13 protein-coding genes are annotated in these 17805 nt (G+C 54.3%); 9 read left to right on the top strand and 4 right to left on the bottom strand.

Translation table 11 applies throughout. From position 1 onward, the window contains the following. The first annotated feature begins 19 nt into the window (after positions 1–19). The 6 genes from HMPREF3192_RS02575 (at position 20) to ychF (ending at position 6101) form a co-directional block, all read left to right on the top strand. Positions 20–475 (top strand): PTS sugar transporter subunit IIA, encoded by a 456-nt coding sequence (locus tag HMPREF3192_RS02575; protein ID WP_231723335.1) that lies wholly within the window; start codon positions 20–22, stop codon positions 473–475. A 113-nt stretch (positions 476–588) separates the two neighbouring features. Next, positions 589–1275 carry a transaldolase family protein gene (locus HMPREF3192_RS02570; protein ID WP_066305052.1) on the top strand — a complete coding sequence of 229 codons (687 nt, stop codon included), beginning with the start codon at positions 589–591 and terminating at the stop codon, positions 1273–1275. Positions 1276–1284: 9 nt separating this feature from the next. Beyond that, positions 1285–2175, top strand: a complete 891-nt coding sequence (locus tag HMPREF3192_RS02565) for a transketolase (RefSeq protein ID WP_197414544.1) — start codon at positions 1285–1287, stop codon at positions 2173–2175. Further along, positions 2172–3146 carry a transketolase family protein gene (locus HMPREF3192_RS02560; protein WP_231723334.1) on the top strand — a complete coding sequence of 325 codons (975 nt, stop codon included), beginning with the start codon at positions 2172–2174 and terminating at the stop codon, positions 3144–3146. The genes HMPREF3192_RS02565 and HMPREF3192_RS02560 overlap by 4 nt, the downstream gene beginning before the upstream one ends. A 13-nt stretch (positions 3147–3159) precedes the next feature. Beyond that, positions 3160–4896, top strand: a complete 1737-nt coding sequence (locus tag HMPREF3192_RS02555; RefSeq protein ID WP_066305051.1) for a 4Fe-4S binding protein — start codon at positions 3160–3162, stop codon at positions 4894–4896. A 140-nt stretch (positions 4897–5036) separates the two neighbouring features. Next, a complete protein-coding gene (gene ychF / locus HMPREF3192_RS02550; RefSeq protein WP_066305049.1) occupies positions 5037–6101 on the top strand; it encodes a redox-regulated ATPase YchF in 1065 nt (354 codons plus the stop codon). A 286-nt stretch (positions 6102–6387) separates the two neighbouring features. On the opposite strand, the gene HMPREF3192_RS02545 is transcribed toward ychF, so the two are convergent. Continuing rightward, positions 6388–7893: an LCP family protein gene (locus tag HMPREF3192_RS02545; RefSeq protein WP_066305047.1), complete on the bottom strand. Its 1506-nt coding sequence runs from the start codon at positions 7891–7893 to the stop codon at positions 6388–6390. A gap of 345 nt (positions 7894–8238) precedes the next feature. Between HMPREF3192_RS02545 and guaA the strand changes: the two genes are divergently transcribed. Together guaA and tet(W) are read left to right on the top strand one after the other, a co-directional pair. Further along, a complete protein-coding gene (gene guaA / locus HMPREF3192_RS02540) occupies positions 8239–9900 on the top strand; it encodes a glutamine-hydrolyzing GMP synthase (RefSeq protein WP_082715577.1) in 1662 nt (553 codons plus the stop codon). Between the two features lie 970 nt (positions 9901–10870). Beyond that, a complete protein-coding gene (gene tet(W) / locus HMPREF3192_RS02535; protein WP_066305045.1) occupies positions 10871–12790 on the top strand; it encodes a tetracycline resistance ribosomal protection protein Tet(W) in 1920 nt (639 codons plus the stop codon). A gap of 410 nt (positions 12791–13200) precedes the next feature. Here tet(W) and abc-f read toward each other — a convergent pair whose 3' ends face one another. From abc-f to HMPREF3192_RS06760, 3 genes are all read right to left on the bottom strand, one after another. Further along, entirely contained in the window at positions 13201–14670 is a 1470-nt protein-coding gene (gene abc-f / locus HMPREF3192_RS02530) for a ribosomal protection-like ABC-F family protein (protein ID WP_005987409.1), read from the bottom strand. A gap of 261 nt (positions 14671–14931) precedes the next feature. Then, entirely contained in the window at positions 14932–16218 is a 1287-nt protein-coding gene (locus tag HMPREF3192_RS02525; protein ID WP_066305042.1) for an MFS transporter, read from the bottom strand. A gap of 253 nt (positions 16219–16471) precedes the next feature. Next, the gene (locus tag HMPREF3192_RS06760; protein WP_156334367.1) at positions 16472–16636 is read right to left on the bottom strand and encodes a hypothetical protein; all 165 of its coding nucleotides are present in this window, start codon (positions 16634–16636) and stop codon (positions 16472–16474) included. 419 nt (positions 16637–17055) lie between these two features. On the opposite strand from HMPREF3192_RS06760, the gene HMPREF3192_RS06755 reads away from it, so the two are divergent. After that, positions 17056–17223 (top strand): hypothetical protein, encoded by a 168-nt coding sequence (locus HMPREF3192_RS06755; protein WP_157966984.1) that lies wholly within the window; start codon positions 17056–17058, stop codon positions 17221–17223. Positions 17224–17805 lie beyond the last annotated feature (582 nt).

Genomic DNA, 17805 nt, shown 5'->3' with positions numbered 1-17805 from the left:
ATTTTTTAGGGAGGTTTTTGTGAGTAAGTTTGTAAGCTCCGACCAGATTCTTGTCCAGGTTGATGTTGATTCTCGTGAGAAGGCGCTTGAGCTTATTTCCCAAAAAGGTGTCGAGTTGGGCTTTGGCGATGACGCCAAGAGTATCTACGACGCATTTATCGCTCGTGAAGAGCAAGGCGCAACGGGCATGGAGCATGGTTTTGCTGTTCCTCATGCCAAATGTGATGTTATTAATAAAGCCGGCATCCTGCTTCTGAAGCTCGTCAAGCCTGTTGAGTGGCCTTCGTTTGATGATCAACCTGTTGACGTAGCACTTGCCCTGCTTGTGCCTGGTCTTGAAGCTGGAACAACTCACTTAAAGCTCCTGTCCAAGGCAGCTGTTATGCTTATGGACGAGAAGTTCAGAGATGCAGTTCGTGCAACCGATGATACCCAAGCGCTTGCCGATCTGATCAATGCTGGTCTGGAGGACTAAGTAAACCGTGCGACCTGCGCGCTGTGGCGCTGCCGACCGCTGCGATACGGTTTTTCGCAGGTGCGGCTTTCGTCGCTTGTGTTCGGTCGCTCAACAGTTAAGGAGATTGACATATGAAGTTTTTTATCGACACAGCTGATCTAAAAGATATCGAAGAAGCCGCAAGCTGGGGCATTTTGTCCGGCGTCACCACCAACCCGAGCTTGTATGCTCGTACGGGTGGTAAGCTGGCAGATTTTGAAGATCATATGGTCAAGATTTGCAAGATTGTCGGCGACGATGTTCCCGTTTCTGCCGAGTCCACGGCCGAGACTACCGAAGAGATGATTGCTGATGGCATTCGCCTTGCCGCACTTGCTCCCAACATCGTGGTAAAGCTCCCCATTTGCGAGGCTTCGCTTCCTGCAACGCATGAGCTTGTCCGTCACGGCGTTCGCGTTAACATGACGTTGGTCTTCTCGGCAACGCAAGCCCTGCTCGCTGCACGTGCTGGCGCTCGTTACATTTCGCCGTTTGTTGGTCGCTTTGACGACATCGCCGACGACGGCATAGCCCAGCTCGAGACCGTGGTTGATTGCGTGAAGAACTACAGCTACGGCTACTGGGACGAGGAGGGTGGCCCCGAGATCATTACTGCTTCGGTGCGTACGCCCAATCACGTGACCCAGGCGGCGCTGCTTGGTGCCGACATCGTGACCGTACCCTTTGGTGCTCTGAAGAAATGCGTGCATCACCCTCTGACTGACCAGGGCCTGGCAAGCTTTGCTGCCGACTGGGCCAAAGTTGTCGCACAGGCGTAGGGGAGCCACATGGAAAAACAACAGCTAGATGCCTGCGCGTCAGGCGGTTGCACAACGGACGGCCGCTCGCTGGATGCCCCCGCGCTCAAAAAACTTGCGAACGAGATTCGCAAAAGCATTATCGTTGGCGTTCATGCAGCTAAATCAGGTCATCCCGGCGGCTCGCTGTCCGCGACCGAGATTTTTACCTACCTATATTTTGTCGAGATGAACATCAACTCCAAAAATCCCAACGATCCTGCACGCGATCGCTTCGTGCTTTCGAAGGGTCACTGCGCACCTGGTTTGTATGCCACCTTGGCCGAGAAGGGCTTCTTCTCGAAGGACGAGCTCATCACCTTGCGCCACGTGAACTCTACGCTACAGGGGCACCCCAACATGAATGACACACCTGGTGTCGACATGACCACGGGCTCGTTGGGTCAGGGTATTTCGGCAGCCGTTGGCATGGCCACCTCGGCGAAGATTTTTGGCGACGACTTTCGCGTCTATGCGCTTTTGGGCGACGGCGAGATCGAAGAGGGCCAGGTCTGGGAAGCTGCCATGTTTGCAGGTAACCACAAACTCGATAACCTGATTGTGATTGTCGATAATAACAACCTGCAGATTGACGGTACCATTGTTGAGGTCAATCCTCCGTATCCTATTGACGAGAAATTCGAAGCCTTTAATTTCCACGTGATCAATGTGGTCGACGGCAACGATTTTGATCAACTACGCGCCGCCTTTACCGAGGCACATTCCGTGAAGGATAAGCCCGTTGCTATCATTTGCAAAACCATCAAGGGTAAGGGCGTTTCGTACATGGAAAACCAGGTTGGCTGGCATGGAAAAGCCCCCAATGATGAGCAGGCCGAGCAGGCTCTTCTTGAGCTTGAGAAGATTGGAGAGCAGCTGTGAGCGACGTTATCCCTGGCGGCAAGCCTGACGTTACCAACGTTAAAAAAATAGCAACGCGCGAAAGCTACGGTCATGCTCTCGTCGAGCTTGGTCACGCGCACGATGATGTGGTCGTTTTGGATGCTGACCTTGCGGAAGCCACCAAGACAGGCATGTTTAAAACAGCATTCCCCGAACGCTTTTTGGATGCAGGCATTGCTGAGGCTAACCTCATGGGTCTTGCTGCTGGTATTGCTACCACAGGTAAAGTTCCCTTCGCGAGCACCTTTGCGATGTTTGCCGCGGGTCGTGCCTTTGAGCAGATCCGCAACTCCATCGGCTATCCGCACCTTAACGTTAAAATTGGCGCCACTCACGCGGGTATTTCGGTTGGCGAAGATGGCGCTACTCACCAGTGCAATGAGGATCTTGCGCTTATGCGCACCATCCCTGGCATGGTAGTGGCATGCCCCTCCGACGATATTGAAGCGCGTGCTTTAGTGAAAGCTGCCTACGAGTACGAGGGCCCCGTGTACATGCGCTTTGGCCGCTTGGCTGCGCCCGTTATTAACACGAATCCCGATTACCACTTTGAGCTGGGCCGCGGCATTGTGCTGCGCGAAGGCTCGGACGTGACCCTTGTGGCCACAGGTCTTATGGTCTCGGCAGCATTGGATGCCGCTCGCGCGCTTGAGGCAGACGGCATTTCGGCCGAGGTCGTGAACATCCACACGATTAAGCCTCTGGACGAGGAGCTTATTGTGGCAAGCGCCACGAAGACGGGCAAGGTCGTGACCATCGAGGAGCACTCCATCATTGGTGGTTTGGGTTCCGCTGTGGCCGAGACACTCGGCGAGCATCATCCCGTACCCGTGCATCGCATTGGTATGCGCGATGAGTTTGGCCAGTCGGGTCCCGCCCTCGAGCTTTTGAGTCACTACGGCTTTGATGCACCCAGCATTACGGCCGAGGTCGAGAAGTTCTTGCGCTAGGAGCGCTTACTGTATGGCTGACGGACGACATGATCTTCTCGACAGCTTCATAGATATGCAAAGCGATCTGAGCGCGCTTTCCAATCCGTTGGACGCGCTCGGTCGCATCTTGGATGATTCCAGCCAACAAACTCCATTTAATCCCGATACGTACAAATTTACTCCCCGCGCAAACACCATTCCCTGCACGCGTTGCATGACGCGCGATGCGGGTGCGTGTTCGGCTTGTTTGGGCGTTTGCCCTGTTGGGGCCATTACTATCGAGAAGAGCGCGATTAGCGTTTCGGACGCGTGCCGCAAGTGTGGTCTGTGCGTGGCAGCGTGTCCGACGGATGCCTTTACCGATTCGCACCATTCGGCGCGCCAGCTGTATGACCGCATTGTCGAGGCTGCGGCAACGCACGAGATGTGCTACGTGACCTGCACCCGCGCCTTGCGCCGCCACCCCGCCGAAAACGAAGTGCTTTTGCCCTGCGTGGGGGCCGTGCCCGCTGAGGTGTGGTTCTCGGTGTTGGTGGATTATTCCAACCTGTCTGTCTTTTTGCCCAAGGGCGTGTGCGATACCTGTCGTACCACCACGGGCGAGGCCTGCTACATGTCTTATATTGCGCGTGCCGAGAAGCTCTCGGGTCGCAGCGTGGGTCTCGAGACCAATCCACGCAAACTCAATCATGCTAAAAAGCGCTCCTACGAGCGTCAGCAATTTGTGAACAATGCGCTGCGGGCGGGGCAATCGATGCTCGCGATGCATAATCCGTTGGTTGCAGGCGCTGTGAGCGTGCAGCAAAAACTGCAGGAGCACGGCCGTCGCATTGACGAGCTGCAAACGTCGCTCGAGCGTATAACGGGCGAGACGAGTTCATCGCGCCGCAAGCGCACTATTGTGCAAAAACGACAGCTGCTGCTCAAAGCGCTGCAAGATCACCCGCGCCTGGCAGATCGTTTTTCGCCGCGCACCGCCGTGTGCGATAGTACTAAGTGCACCTCGTGTGATCTGTGCGTTGATGTGTGCCCCACTCATTGCATCGACATGAACGATCGAGGGCGCGTGTCGGTCGAGCCCATCTACTGCATGGACTGCAGCGCGTGTGTGCGCAGCTGCCCTACAGGCGCGCTGTTTATGGAGCCGTATGACCCCGCGGCGCTTGTCGTCAAAGACCCCGTCAAACAGCGAGAAGAAGCGGCACTTGCTCGTCAACGTGAGCGACTGCATGCCCTGACACAAAAAGGAAAGCAGCAGCTTATGCGCAGTTTTAAGGTCTTGATGAACGATGCTGGCGAGAAGGGCGTCACGGCGCATTCGGTGGGCATTGCCCTGCGCGTCTTAGCAGACGGCGCCGACGAACTTGCCTCGAGTGAGCTGGTGCGTGATGATGCTAGCGCGTCTGGCGCGGCTGCCGCTGGTGTTGACGAGAATACCAACGAGGTGCAGCGCCGCTCTTCAGCAAGCGCTCCCAGTACGCCCAACCAAAATACATCAGCATCCACCACAGCGCCCGCGTTCGCGCCTGACGAACCGCTGCTAGTATATATTGCCGATAAGCGTATTAATCAGCGCACCGATGCATGCGTCGACGAGCGAGCCGAGCAGAGCGCCGAAAAGAGTGCTAATGGGCGCACCCAAAAACACGCCGACAAGGCCTCCGCAGCCCCCGCAATTATTGGTCATGCTCGACAAACTCGACGATCTTCTCGGCAGGGATTGCGTGTTATTTCGCATATAGGAGATGCCGCTGAGGACGTGCGCTAGTTTATCCCTTATACTAAGCAGCGACTATTTCAAGTGATTATGACGCAGCAAGCTTGAAGCGAGTTTGCGTGATCGGGGATTGCTGCAAGCGAAAGCTATTGCACACGAGAGCTGCGCACGCATAAGAAAGGTACACGAAGATGGCTTTGTCGATAGGTATTGTAGGATTGCCCAACGTTGGTAAGTCGACCCTGTTCACGGCGCTGACGCGTAAGTCGGGGCTGGCCGCCAACTATCCTTTTGCCACGATCGACCCCAACGTCGGCATTGTTGATGTGCCTGACGCGCGTCTGCAAACCCTTGCCGACATCGTGAATCCTGGGCGCATTGTGCCCGCTACCGTGGAATTTGTCGACATCGCCGGCTTGGTCAAAGGCGCCAATGCGGGCGAGGGCCTGGGCAACCAGTTTTTGGCAAACATTCGTGAGACCGATGCTATCTGCCAGGTTGTTCGTTATTTTTCAGACCCCGACGTCGTGCATGTTGAGGGGCGCGTGGATCCAGCTTCCGATGTCGAGATTATCAACACGGAGCTCATTTTGGCAGACTTGGCAACGCTGGAAAAAGCCTTACCAAAGCTCGAAAAAGAGGCCAAGCGCGATAAGGACAACCTGTCCAAACTCGAGATTGCTCGCAAGTTGGAGGCATGGCTCAATGAAGGTTACCGTGCCGCTCAGATGGATATGAGCGATGACGAGAAGATCGCGGCGCATGATTTGTTTTTGCTTACGATGAAACCCGTTTTGTATGTTGCCAACACCGATGAAGATGGCTTAAAGACTGAGCTCGACATGCTGGATGGACAAAAGCCGATTGCCGTGTGTGCCGAGATAGAAGCAGAGCTTGCTGACCTTGACCCTGCGGATGCGCGTGAGTATCTTGATTCGCTCGGCTTGGAAAAAAGCGGACTTGAGACGCTGGCCCAAGAAGCCTACTCTTTGTTGGGACTGCAAAGTTATTTCACTGCGGGTGAGATGGAAGTCAAGGCATGGACTATTCCCGTGGGTGCTAAAGCTCCACAGGCTGCTGGTGTGATCCACTCAGATTTTGAGCGAGGCTTTATTAAAGCTGAAGTTGCGAGCTTTGAGGACTACGTTGCCTACAATGGAGAAGCTGGCTGTAAAAACGCTGGTCGTTTGCGCATGGAAGGCAAGGATTACGTTGTTCAGGATGGCGATATCATGCACTTTAGATTTAACGTGTAGCTTTACTGTCAGCTACAACCATTGAACAAAGTCTTTCAAGCTAATGGTGTCTAACCTTTAGTAAGGGTTTCTCTGTGAAAAAATTACGAAGTACAGATGGATATTGAAGCACTATAGCCTTATTTGATAAGTTTCCGATGATTCTGTAGCGCTGAGAATTTTACGACTCTAGGTTCTTCGCCCATTTTGCACCCCACGATTCAAAAAAGTTTTGTGAGGTGCATTCAAAGCCTTTCGGTTTATGGCGGAGTGTTTTATGGTCTACCTTCAAGAAAACGTGTAAGTTCTACCGCTGCTTGCTCTTATCGGCACCCACGATAACGAAAACGTCATAATCTGTGGCATATTGGCCGTTATTCTTGACAACCTTAATGCCGCCACCCAAGGTATCATTAATGGCTTGGGCAGTTGCCTCGTTATCGCCGTTGTACACGATGATCGTCTTTTTATACGTGGTGTTAGCGTTACCAGGTTTTGCATTGAAGCCCCGATTTTTGAGAGTCGCACTAATGCGTCCTGCAAGACCATTTGTTCCCGCAGCATTTAAGACGCGCACACGTCCCGAACGATTCGCCTGGGTATTGGTGCCAGCGGCGTTGGGGTTGGTACCGTTGGGGTTGGTACCGTTGGGCGTCGTCGATTCATTACCCGTTGTCGGCGTGTTGCTAAAGCCCCCCGAAACACCCGCAATACCAATGGTGGGGTTATCTTCTGGACGCTCGTAAGGCGAAAGTCCCTTGTTAACGCGCTGCATCATCTTTTGCCAGGCGCTCGTGTTGCAAATCTCGTACCAGGTGTTATTGACATAACGCGAGGTCGTAGGCTCCATGCCAGAATAGATGTCCTTCTCGGTATTAATACCGCGCAACTGCGTTGCAAGACCAACAATGGTGTTCACGTCCATGTCGGTTGTCACGGCGTTTGCAAGCTTAGCAATTGCATTGGTCATGCTCACGGGGTCGAGCTCGAGAATCTTTTTACCAATGGCCGAGATGACCATGCGCTGGTTAGCGGCGCGATACAGGTCTCCGTCACCATAGGCATCGTAGGCGTGCCGCGCGCGGCACAAAACCAAGGCTTGCTTGCCGTTGAGCACCTGCTTGCCAGCCTCGACCACCTCGCCTGTGCCCTTCTTGTCGTTGACGCGTTTGGGAACGGTCACCTCGATACCGCCGATGCTATCGACCACGGAAACAAAATTGTCAAAGTCGATGTCGGCGTAGTGCGAGATGGGCACACCCGCAAATTTAGAAATCACTTCAGTCGCGTAGGCAGGCCCGCCAATCGAATAGGCGGCATTAATCTTTTGTTTGCCGTGCCCCTTGAGTTCCACGAGCGTGTCGCGGTGAATAGATACCAAGGTCACCTTTTTATTTTTGGGATCCACACGCACAAGCATAATCGAGTCAGAGCGGTACGCGTGCGGATCCTTGCCGTACTCCTTGCTGTTGACGCGATTCTGGTCCTTATCGACACCAAGTAGCAGCATGTAAAAAGTGCTGCCGGGCTCGGTCATATGCAGTTGCTTGAGGAGGTTTTTATCGATACCGCTTTGCAGGGTTGCGTTAATATAGCCGATGTACAGTGCGATGGCGATAATACCAAGCGTTGCTGCAACGCCAATACCTGCAAGAATGCGCTTTAGGATGCTTATGCGTGAGCGCTTTTTGCGTAGCTGCTGGTAGCGATTGAGGGCGTCGGCACCACGAGAAACGCCATGCGTCGTGCTTGGCGTGTTGTGCGCTGCAGATGATGCGACTGCTTCATCGGTATTTTTAGTCTTACGAAACACAAAAAGCTCCTTTAGGTCCCGAGAATCCCGTGGTGCGAGCGTGATTGGCACAAGTGCAGTGCAGGCATGTGCAGTACAAGCACCGTGGGTACGAACACAGTGAGTACGAGCACGGTGGGCGCCAGCTTGCGGGCTTCTCGGATCTTAACGAACGACTTATGCGTTTGTTTTACATGAGCCGTTTCCGTAGTCGTTTATGGTCGTCTCAACACATATAATCGTTTATTATAGCGAGTACGAGCGTTTTATTTATATGCTGCATAAAATTGCTATGTTGCAGTGTGCGCACCGCCGCACCCACGCACGGATATTCGCTCGCTTGTCACAACCTTCAAAGGAGTATCTATGGCCTCTAGCACTTCACATACTTCAAACACGTCGAACGTCCCGAGCGGATCGAGCGCCTCATGTGCGTCAAGCACCTCGAGCACGTCTCAGCGTGTTGTCGTTCTTGATTTTGGCGCACAGTATGGTCAGCTCATCGCACGTCGCGTCCGCGATTTGCATGTATATTCCGAGCTTGTGCCCTGCGATATTTCGGCGTCTGAGCTCGCGGCTATGGAACCTGCAGCGGTGATCTTATCGGGAGGCCCCGCCTCGGTGTATGCCGAAGACGCCCCCAGTATGGATCCCGCCATTTTTGATTTGGGTCTGCCGATCCTCGGCTTTTGCTATGGCGAGCAAATCATGGCAGCCACGCTCGGTGGTAGCGTTGCACATACCGAGAAGGGCGAGTATGGTCCCGCAACTCTGACGCGCCACGGTGAGTCGCAGCTGTTGGAAGGCACGCCTTCCGACGAGCAAACCGTGTGGATGAGCCACCGCGATGCCGTCGACAGACTTCCTGAGGGCTTTACGCTTACGGCAAGCACCGAGACCTGCCCCATTGCTGCGTACGAAAATCCCGAGCGCCGTCTTTTTGCAACGCAGTTCCATCCCGAGGTCAATCACACCGCCTACGGGCAAACCATGCTTTCGAATTTCCTCTTTAAGATTTGCGGACTTGAGCCAAACTGGACGATGGACAACCTTATCGAAGCAAAGGTTGCCGAGATCCGCGAGCACATTGGCTCCGATAAAGTCATCCTGGCGCTGAGCGGCGGCGTGGATTCCGCCGTGACCGCAGCACTCGTGCATCGCGCGGTGGGCGACCAGTTGACCTGCGTGTTTGTTAACCACGGCATGCTTCGCAAGGGCGAGCCCGAAAGCGTCGAGCAAGTCTTTGCCCACGAGTTTGATATTCCGCTGGTGCACGTGCACGCCGAAGAGCGCTACGCGCGCCTGCTTGCGGGCGTAACCGATCCCGAAAAAAAGCGCCGCATCATTGGCCGCGAGTTCTGGAAGGTCTTCTTCGAGGAAGCGCAAAAGCTCGATGGCGTGAAGTATTTGGCACAGGGCACCATTTACCCCGATATTATCGAGAGCGGCGCACGTAAAACAGGTGGTAAGGCCTCCACGATTAAGAGCCACCACAATCTGATTCCCTTCCCCGAAGGCGTGCGTTTTGATTTGGTCGAGCCGCTGGATCACTTCTTCAAAGACGAGGTCCGCGCCTTGGGTAGCGCGCTGGGTCTGCCCGATTCCATGGTGTATCGTCAGCCATTCCCAGGCCCTGGCCTTGCTATTCGCATTATTGGCGAAATTACCGACGAGAAACTCACGACGCTCAAGGACGCTGATTTTATCGTCAGAGAAGAGCTTGATGCCTACAACCAGCGCCTCTTTGAGCAAACGGGTAAGCGCAACTCCGAGCACGCCTGCTGGCAGTATTTTGCGGTGTTGCCGAGCATCCGTTCGGTTGGCGTGATGGGCGATGAGCGCACTTACGGCCACACCATTATTTTGCGCGCGGTCGAGAGTACCGACGCCATGACCGCGGACTGGGCCAAGCTTCCGTACGACGTGCTGAGCAAGATTTCGAGCCGCGTTGTGAGCGAGGTCGAGGGTATTAACCGCGTGGTCTACGACATCACGCCCAAGCCCCCCGCGACGATTGAGTGGGAGTAGGCTGATAGGGTTCTGACCTGCATTTTTGAGTGCCGCACTGTGCCGCTGAGTTTCGTTTCGTACGAGAGTCATGGCAAAGCCGCCAGCGATGTTGGTGAGTAAATACGATAACCGAGCCTCCGTTCCCGCGTTGGGACGGAGGCTTTTTCTTTGTCGTTTTACTCCCTTTCACCTGCGATTTCGCAATTTACTCCCCCGTGTTTCAAGACGGCAAGGCACGGTGCGGCATTCGGAGGAACGGGAGTAAGGATTCATCCCAAGTGAGTAGACGCGCGATTTTTGTCTCCGAGGGCAAAACGGGACCGTCTCGTGGCCTGTGAAACTCAAATCGAACTCAATGGGCGTTTTTGCGGTCTCCGTACGGCGTTACCCCAGGTGGCTAATGGGGAGTAAAGAATCTTTCCGTCTCAATGAAAACGGGAGTAATCAGGGGAAATGCCGCGGCGTACTACCGCGTGCCGCCGTGTAAGCCACTGCGTCATTTACTCCCCGGGTGCGTCGAAAATGCCTTTGCATGCAATGGGGAGTAAAAACTCAGCATACGCAGGTGCGAGCGGAGCTCACCGCCTAGCCTGGCGTCCTGATTCGGTTGCGATAATCACCAAAAATGGAGGGTGTTCCAGTGAATGCCCTCCAGTTTTATTTGGGGAATCGGGTAAAATAATTTCTTGTTTTTTAGAGCGCACTATGATATACTGTTATTATCCTGATTTGAGGAGTCTACCAAATATGCGGCAAGGTATTCTTAAATAAAATTTGATAATGGGCGCAAAAATGCTTGCCCCTTGCAGGGGCTTGGTTTTTGTACCCAATTTAAGAATACTTTTGCCTTTTAAGCAAATATCGTGACGGACAGCAGCTTATGTAAGCCGTGTGTGTTTTTGTGTGTCCGAAGTCATGATCCCCAGCGGTAAAAGTATTAGCCGCTGGGGATTTTTGCGCCCATTCGGGCCTTGTATGGAGGATAGACATGAACATTATCAATATCGGGATTCTTGCCCATGTAGACGCTGGAAAGACGACCTTGACGGAGAGTCTGCTATATGCCAGTGGAGCCATTTCAGAACCAGGGAGCGTCGAAAAAGGGACAACGAGGACGGACACCATGCTGTTGGAGCGGCAGCGTGGGATTACCATTCAAGCGGCAGTCACTTCCTTCCAGTGGCACAGATGTAAAGTTAACATTGTGGATACGCCCGGCCACATGGATTTTTTGGCGGAGGTGTACCGCTCTTTGGCTGTTTTAGATGGGGCCATCTTGGTGATCTCCGCGAAAGATGGCGTGCAGGCCCAGACCCGTATTCTGTTCCATGCCCTGCGGAAAATGAACATTCCCACCGTTATCTTTATCAACAAGATCGACCAGGCTGGCGTTGATTTGCAGAGCGTGGTTCAGTCTGTTCGGGATAAGCTCTCCGCCGATATTATCATCAAGCAGACGGTGTCGCTGTCCCCGGAAATAGTCCTGGAGGAAAATACCGACATAGAAGCATGGGATGCGGTCATCGAAAATAACGATGCATTATTGGAAAAGTATATCGCAGGAGAACCAATCAGCCAGGAAAAACTTGCGCGGGAGGAACAGCGGCGGGTTCAAGAAGCCTCCCTGTTTCCGGTCTATCATGGCAGCGCCAAAAAGGGCCTTGGCATTCAACCGTTGATGGATGCGGTGACAGGACTGTTCCAACCGATTGGGGAACAGGGGAGCGCCACCCTATGCGGCAGCGTTTTCAAGGTTGAGTACACCGATTGCGGCCAGCGGCGTGTCTATCTGCGGCTATACAGCGGAACGCTGCGCCTGCGGGATACGGTGGCCCTGGCCGGGAGAGAAAAGCTGAAAATCACAGAGATGCGTATTCCATCCAAAGGGGAAATTGTTCGGACAGACACCGCTTATCCGGGCGAAATTGTTATCCTTCCCAGCGACAGCGTGAGGTTAAACGATGTATTAGGGGATCAAACCCGGCTCCCTCGTAAAAGGTGGCGCGAGGCCCCCCTCCCCATGCTGCGGACGACGATTGCGCCGAAAACGGCAGCGCAAAGAGAACGGCTGCTGGACGCTCTTACGCAACTTGCGGATACTGACCCGCTTTTGCGCTGCGAAGTGGATTCCATCACCCATGAGATCATTCTTTCTTTTTTGGGCCGGGTGCAGTTGGAGGTCGTTTCCGCTTTGCTGTCGGAAAAATACAAGATTGAAACAGTGGTAAAGGAACCCACCCTCATTTATATGGAGCGGCCGCTCAAAGCAGCCAGCCACACCATCCATATCGAGGTGCCGCCCAACCCGTTTTGGGCATCTATCGGACTGTCTGTTACACCACTCCCGCTTGGCTCCGGCGTACAATACGAGAGCCGGGTTTCGCTGGGATACTTGAACCAGAGTTTTCAAAACGCTGTCAGGGATGGTATCCGTTACGGGCTGGAGCAGGGCTTGTTCGGCTGGAACGTAACGGACTGTAAGATTTGCTTTGAATACGGGCTTTATTACAGTCCAGTCAGCACGCCGGCGGACTTCCGCTCATTGGCCCCGATTGTATTGGAACAGGCATTGAAGGAATCGGGGACGCAGCTGCTGGAACCTTATCTCTCCTTCACCCTCTATGCGCCCCAGGAATACCTTTCCAGGGCTTATCATGATGCACCGAAATACTGTGCCACCATCGAAACGGCCCAGGTAAAAAAGGATGAAGTTGTCTTTACTGGCGAAATTCCCGCCCGCTATATACAGGCATACCGTACTGATCTGGCCTTTTACACCAACGGGCGGAGCGTATGTCTTACAGAACTGAAAGGGTATCAGGCCGCTGTCGGCGAGCCGGTCATCCAGCCCCGCCGTCCAAACAGCCGCCTGGACAAGGTGCGCCATATGTTCAGTAAGATTACTTGATACACCACAGCAAAGAAGGTTACAGAATTATGTAGAGCTCCACATAATTCTGTTGCATTTTCCAGCCTCTTGTGATACTATTTTGATACTAAGAAAATTGACAGCCGAAAATAGCAGGTAAAATATTAGCAAATTTGCGAATATTTTACCTGTAAATTCAAGAGAAATACTTCCTCATATACTTGAATTTGTCGAGTGGGAGTAGGACGACAGGGTTCTGACCTGCGATTTTGAGTGCCGCACTATGCCGCTGAGTTTCGTTTCGTACGAGAGTCATGACAAAGCCACCAGCGACGGAGATGAGTAAAAGCGATTAAAGAGCCTCCGTTCCCTGCGTTGGGACGGAGGCTCTTTCTTTGCCGTTTTACTCCCTTGTCTCCGTTCGGGGATTATTTCTTGCTCATTTAGGGCTATTCGCGCTGAAAGATTTTGACTAGCTTGGTGTCCTTTATTTCGTAGACAATGTCTGCGACGTTCTCGACCAGCCTCTTATCGTGGGAGACGAACACTATCGTTCCGGCATAGGCGCTCATCATCTGCTCGAGGGCTTCGGCGCTCTTGATGTCCAGGTAATTTCCAGGCTCGTCCATGAGCAAGATGTTGTATCTGCCCAGCAGCATCTTCGCGAGTAGCAGCTTGATGACTTCGCCTCCCGAGAGAACGCCAACGTCCTTTGTCAGGTCGCGCGGTCCGATTCCCATAGAGGCGAGGATGCCTCGAATTTCGGTCATGCTGTACTCGCAACCATCCTGCATGAACGAGATCGCAGACTGACGGGCGTCGAACTTGTAGCCTGTTTGCTCGAAGTAACCGATCTCTGCCTTGGGAGAGATGTTGATACCGTCGGCGCGTCGAGCGATTGCCTTCAGCAGGCTGGTCTTTCCTGTACCGTTGCCACCGGTGATGGCCACTTTGGCACCGAGCGGTATCTCGAATTTCGCGTGGTCATAGAGCATGCAGTTGCCGAAGCTCAAGCTGAAATCGTCTGCCGAGATGGGAAATTTACTATGCAGTTCCAGGGCCTTGCTCTGGCGGAACCGCACGGCGCGAATGCTATCTGGGGCCTCAATCCCTTCGAGCGCTTCGAGGCGCTTCTCCATGTCCTTAGCCGCCTGGTACATCCTCTTCTGTTTGGTGCCGGTTGCTTTCTGATGCCCCAATCGACCTGCATACTCGTTGCTTTTTTTCGCAGCCTTCCGCTTGGCGTCGACCTGCCGTGCTTTTTTCCGTTGTTTTTCGATGGCGGCTTCGAGGCGATCGCGCTCGCGCATCGCCTCTTCGTATCGAGTCGCCTGAGCTTTGCGCTCTTCTTCTTTCTGTCGCAGATAGTCGGAGTAGTCACCCCAGAATTCGGAAATACCGCCGTCTTTGAGCTCCCAGATCTTGTCTACCACCTGGTCGAGAAAATGACGGTCATGGCTCACGATGAGCAGAGCCCCATCAAATGCCTTGAGTTGTCCGACGAGAAGGCGGATGCCGTCTTGGTCGAGGTGGCTCGTAGGCTCGTCGGCGAAGATCGCGCTTGCATGCTGGGAGAGTGCAGAGGCAATCTTGGCGCGTGTTTCCTCCCCGCCGCTCATCGTCTCCTGCGCCACTCCGGCGACGTTGAGACGGGAGAGCATCTCACCACTGTCCTGAGCCGCATCAAGGTCGAGTTCATCGAGTTGGCCGATGAGGGCAATGCTGCCGAAGCGCCTGACGTCGGCGTCCGCAATGGTAAGATTGCCGCTCAGAATTTTAAGCAGGCTGGTTTTGCCTGCGCCATTGTCTCCCACCAAGCCGATGCGATCGTAGGAGTAGATTTCCAACTCTTCGATATCCAGGATATCGCGGCCGGCATATTCCAAAAAGATGTCTTTAGCTTTGACTATGAGTTCCATAGGTTGAACCGCCTTTTGTGTATTAGCCTTTTACTGGAAGCGCAGCTATGCCAAAAAAGATTGCTCACGTCGATTTTTCGCCTTTGCCCAATTGCCGGCGCGAGCGTTTTGACCTTGCGCAAGCCGGCAAATCCGAAAATGATAGTTGGCGACGAATAAGGAGCGCGATGTGGGATGTCGGCGCAATACCTCGTCGTCGCAAGGGCTTGAAGGCTGACGCGTGAACCGATGGCTGCCGCCTCTTTTTTTCGAATACTTGGGCTATTGAATCCGCCCGGTATCTCTTTTCCCCACGTTTCGGACGCTCGGAGCAAGCAGCATAGCCATCGCAAGCAGTACCATGGTCGCTCCAGAGCCGACGAACCATAACGGAGCTCCAAGCAGATCCGCAAAAACGGAGGGGGCCGCGAGGCCCATGGGCATGGCCCACGCCATGATGGTTCCGTAGAGGCCGAAAACGCGGCCTAGGTACTCAGGAGGTATCTGCTCCTGCATAAGGGCAGTCTGGGTTCCCGCGTACAACGGGGAGCATGCGCCCATAAGAAAGCTCGCCGGTAGGAAAACGGCGAACATCGACGGGCCGAGCAATCCGGATGCGATTGCGACGACGCCGAAGCCGGCGATCGCGGCGACCATGGTGAGCGACTTATTGCGGAACCCTCCCGTGGCCGCCAAAATGCCGGACCCAGCCAGCATGCCTGCGGAGAAAAGGACCTCCACCAAAGCAGCATCCCCCGTGCTACCGCCAAAATGTCCCAAGGTCATTATTGGGAACAATGCCGCGAGTGGGGAGAACGCGAAAGCGAAGACGAACCCGCACCAAAGAAGGGCGAACAGCCCCCTGTATCCCCTGATCAGCTTGTAGCCGTCCGAAATCTCAGAGAAAAGTTCTCGAACTTTATTGGAAAAGGACGAGCTGCGGTCGGCTTCGTCGAGTCCTCCTGCGTCTATCTGAGCGGCGAGGACAGCTAGAGAAGCGAAAAGCGCCCCCAGCACGTCGAGGGCAATCATGGCGGTAATGCCCGCCACAGGATAAATCACTGCCGCGAGCGCGGCGCCAAGAATGTATCCGGCGGACTGAATCGCCTGCATCACTCCCGATAGGCGAACGAGATGCTCTGGCGGGGCGAGATGGGGCGTGAGGGATTGGGAGGCCGGCGTGTAGAACGAAGTGCCAGCTGCGCGGAGAAACAGGGCGATGAGTATTGACCACGCAGGTAAGCTGCCGGCCAACGAGGCAATCGCCAAGGCGGCGCCCACCGCGGCAACGAAGAGGTCGGCGCCGATGAGAACACGTTTCAAAGGCAGCCTGTCGACAACGGCGCCCGCAAGGACTCCGAACAAAGCAATCGGCAGAAAGCCTGCTAACGATGCCAGGGAGAGGAGGGAAGATGATTCTGTCGTGAGGGCGATATGCCAAATGAGACCCATTTGGAGAATCAAGCTCGTCAATGTCGACACGAGCTCCCCGCCCCATACGAAACAAATCTTAAATTGCCATGAATGGCACAGCGAAACAGACCTGCGCCGAGAGGTTTCAAATATCATGGTTATGTCCAATCGTGAAATGGCGTGCAGAAAAACAGCGCGACGCCACAACAGCGCCGCTTTCTAGGCGCTCATCCACGTGCGGAAAAGACCAACCACGACACCCCTCCTTTGTTAATTCGGTCTGGCAAACCATGTAATATTAACGAGGCTTGAGTTTGCTTGTCAAGAATCGACCATCGGAAAGGGCAATCCTCTCTGGCCATTCGATTCCTTTTGTATCTTTGGTTGCATAGGTGACCCGCCAGGGCTATTACGCGTGGAAGAGGCGCCTGCCGAGCTGGCCGATGAGGCGCTGAAGATGGCCCTGGTCAGGCGAAACGATCCCAAGGGATGCGTACATCATTCGGATAGTAAGAATGTTGCCAGCAGGTTTTGCGGCAACCGCAAAGGAGCCGTATCCTGCAGCTGGAATCACGTTGCAGCATCCTGACCCGCATTCCGATTGGCGGACGGCCCGCTTCGGCATCCTGACCAGCACAGCGATCGAGCCTTGTCATTCCTTGGATATGCCGGTTGCTCGGGGCGGTCCCGACGGAGGCCCTCGCCTCCCCGGTCCGTGACCCAAGAAGGGCAAGCATGCTGATCTGCATGGCTGGTTCCTCCTTTATGTAGACGACCATGCAAAGAAGGGACAACCGAGGAGGCAGGTTACTGATGCGGGCTCCCGCACGCCCATGACTACCCGACGGGCTGTTTTTCATCTCCGATGCCCGCATTGCAGCATGAACGAATGTGCCTCGACATCTCTGCTGGCATGGTACGACTGGGATCGCACCTCGACGCATCCTTGCGCATACTGCCTTCCAAGTTTCGAAACCGGGAAGGAAAGTGTATGTGAGCGACGATATCGGCGCCGATTCGACGCTCGAGAGGGAGATTGCGCCGATTCTATCCATCGGGGATGCATTCCCGAAGATTCTCATCACTCGCACGAGGCATGAGCCCCATACCCGGGAGGGCGTGCTCGTGCTGAATTTCGCGAGGTGGCTGCTTGGCGGGTAGGGTTCTGAACGTCGCATTGGGATATCGCGCGACAGGGCACGCAGGGCTGTTTGTGCCCGCACGGGAAACGCCGTCGCCATGCGGGCGGCCTGTCGTGTCCGATTAGCCTTTTGCTAAACAGGCTTACGCCAACTCATGGGCAAGCCACCTGAGACTATTCACTTTGCTTATCGTTGACAAAGACCTGTGGCCTGCGGTTTTGTGAACGGCTCGTAAGCCACCCGCGTCGACTCACTTACTGTTGAAGCTGGTGGTTTGCAGGCTCAAAGGCGGTTGAGTTTCAAAACGGGCGTTTTTCGGCGATATCGAGCCTCCAAAGGCGGCTCTCCGTGCCCCTTGGGACAAAAATAAAAACTCAATACTCTGAGTTTGAAAATGGTTTTTGAAGTTGTCCCAGCTTTTGTCCCCGAAGCCGATGAAACGCGACGTCGCGTCATTCAGCGGCACTCACTTCGAGATGCCGCCGAAAACTGGGTGCAACTGGAGTGACGAGACGGCAAAACTATAACCACCGAGTGGGAATAGGCTGACGGGGTTCTGACCTGCACTTTTGAGTGCCGCACTGTGCCGCTGAGTTTCGTT

The sequence above is a fragment of the Atopobium deltae genome (assembly GCF_001552785.1).
Taxonomy (GTDB): domain Bacteria; phylum Actinomycetota; class Coriobacteriia; order Coriobacteriales; family Atopobiaceae; genus Atopobium; species Atopobium deltae.
The sequence above is the reverse complement of the archived record's forward strand: the minus strand, read 5'-3'. Positions and strand labels throughout refer to the sequence as shown.

Coding starts and splice junctions, on each gene's coding strand:
- HMPREF3192_RS02555 (WP_066305051.1), top strand. CDS start 3,160: ATGGCTGACGGACGACATGATCTTCTCGACAGCTTCATAGATATGCAA.
- HMPREF3192_RS02570 (WP_066305052.1), top strand. CDS start 589: ATGAAGTTTTTTATCGACACAGCTGATCTAAAAGATATCGAAGAAGCC.
- ychF (WP_066305049.1), top strand. CDS start 5,037: ATGGCTTTGTCGATAGGTATTGTAGGATTGCCCAACGTTGGTAAGTCG.
- guaA (WP_082715577.1), top strand. CDS start 8,239: ATGGCCTCTAGCACTTCACATACTTCAAACACGTCGAACGTCCCGAGC.
- abc-f (WP_005987409.1), bottom strand. CDS start 14,670: ATGGAACTCATAGTCAAAGCTAAAGACATCTTTTTGGAATATGCCGGC.
- HMPREF3192_RS02565 (WP_197414544.1), top strand. CDS start 1,285: ATGGAAAAACAACAGCTAGATGCCTGCGCGTCAGGCGGTTGCACAACG.
- HMPREF3192_RS02525 (WP_066305042.1), bottom strand. CDS start 16,218: ATGATATTTGAAACCTCTCGGCGCAGGTCTGTTTCGCTGTGCCATTCA.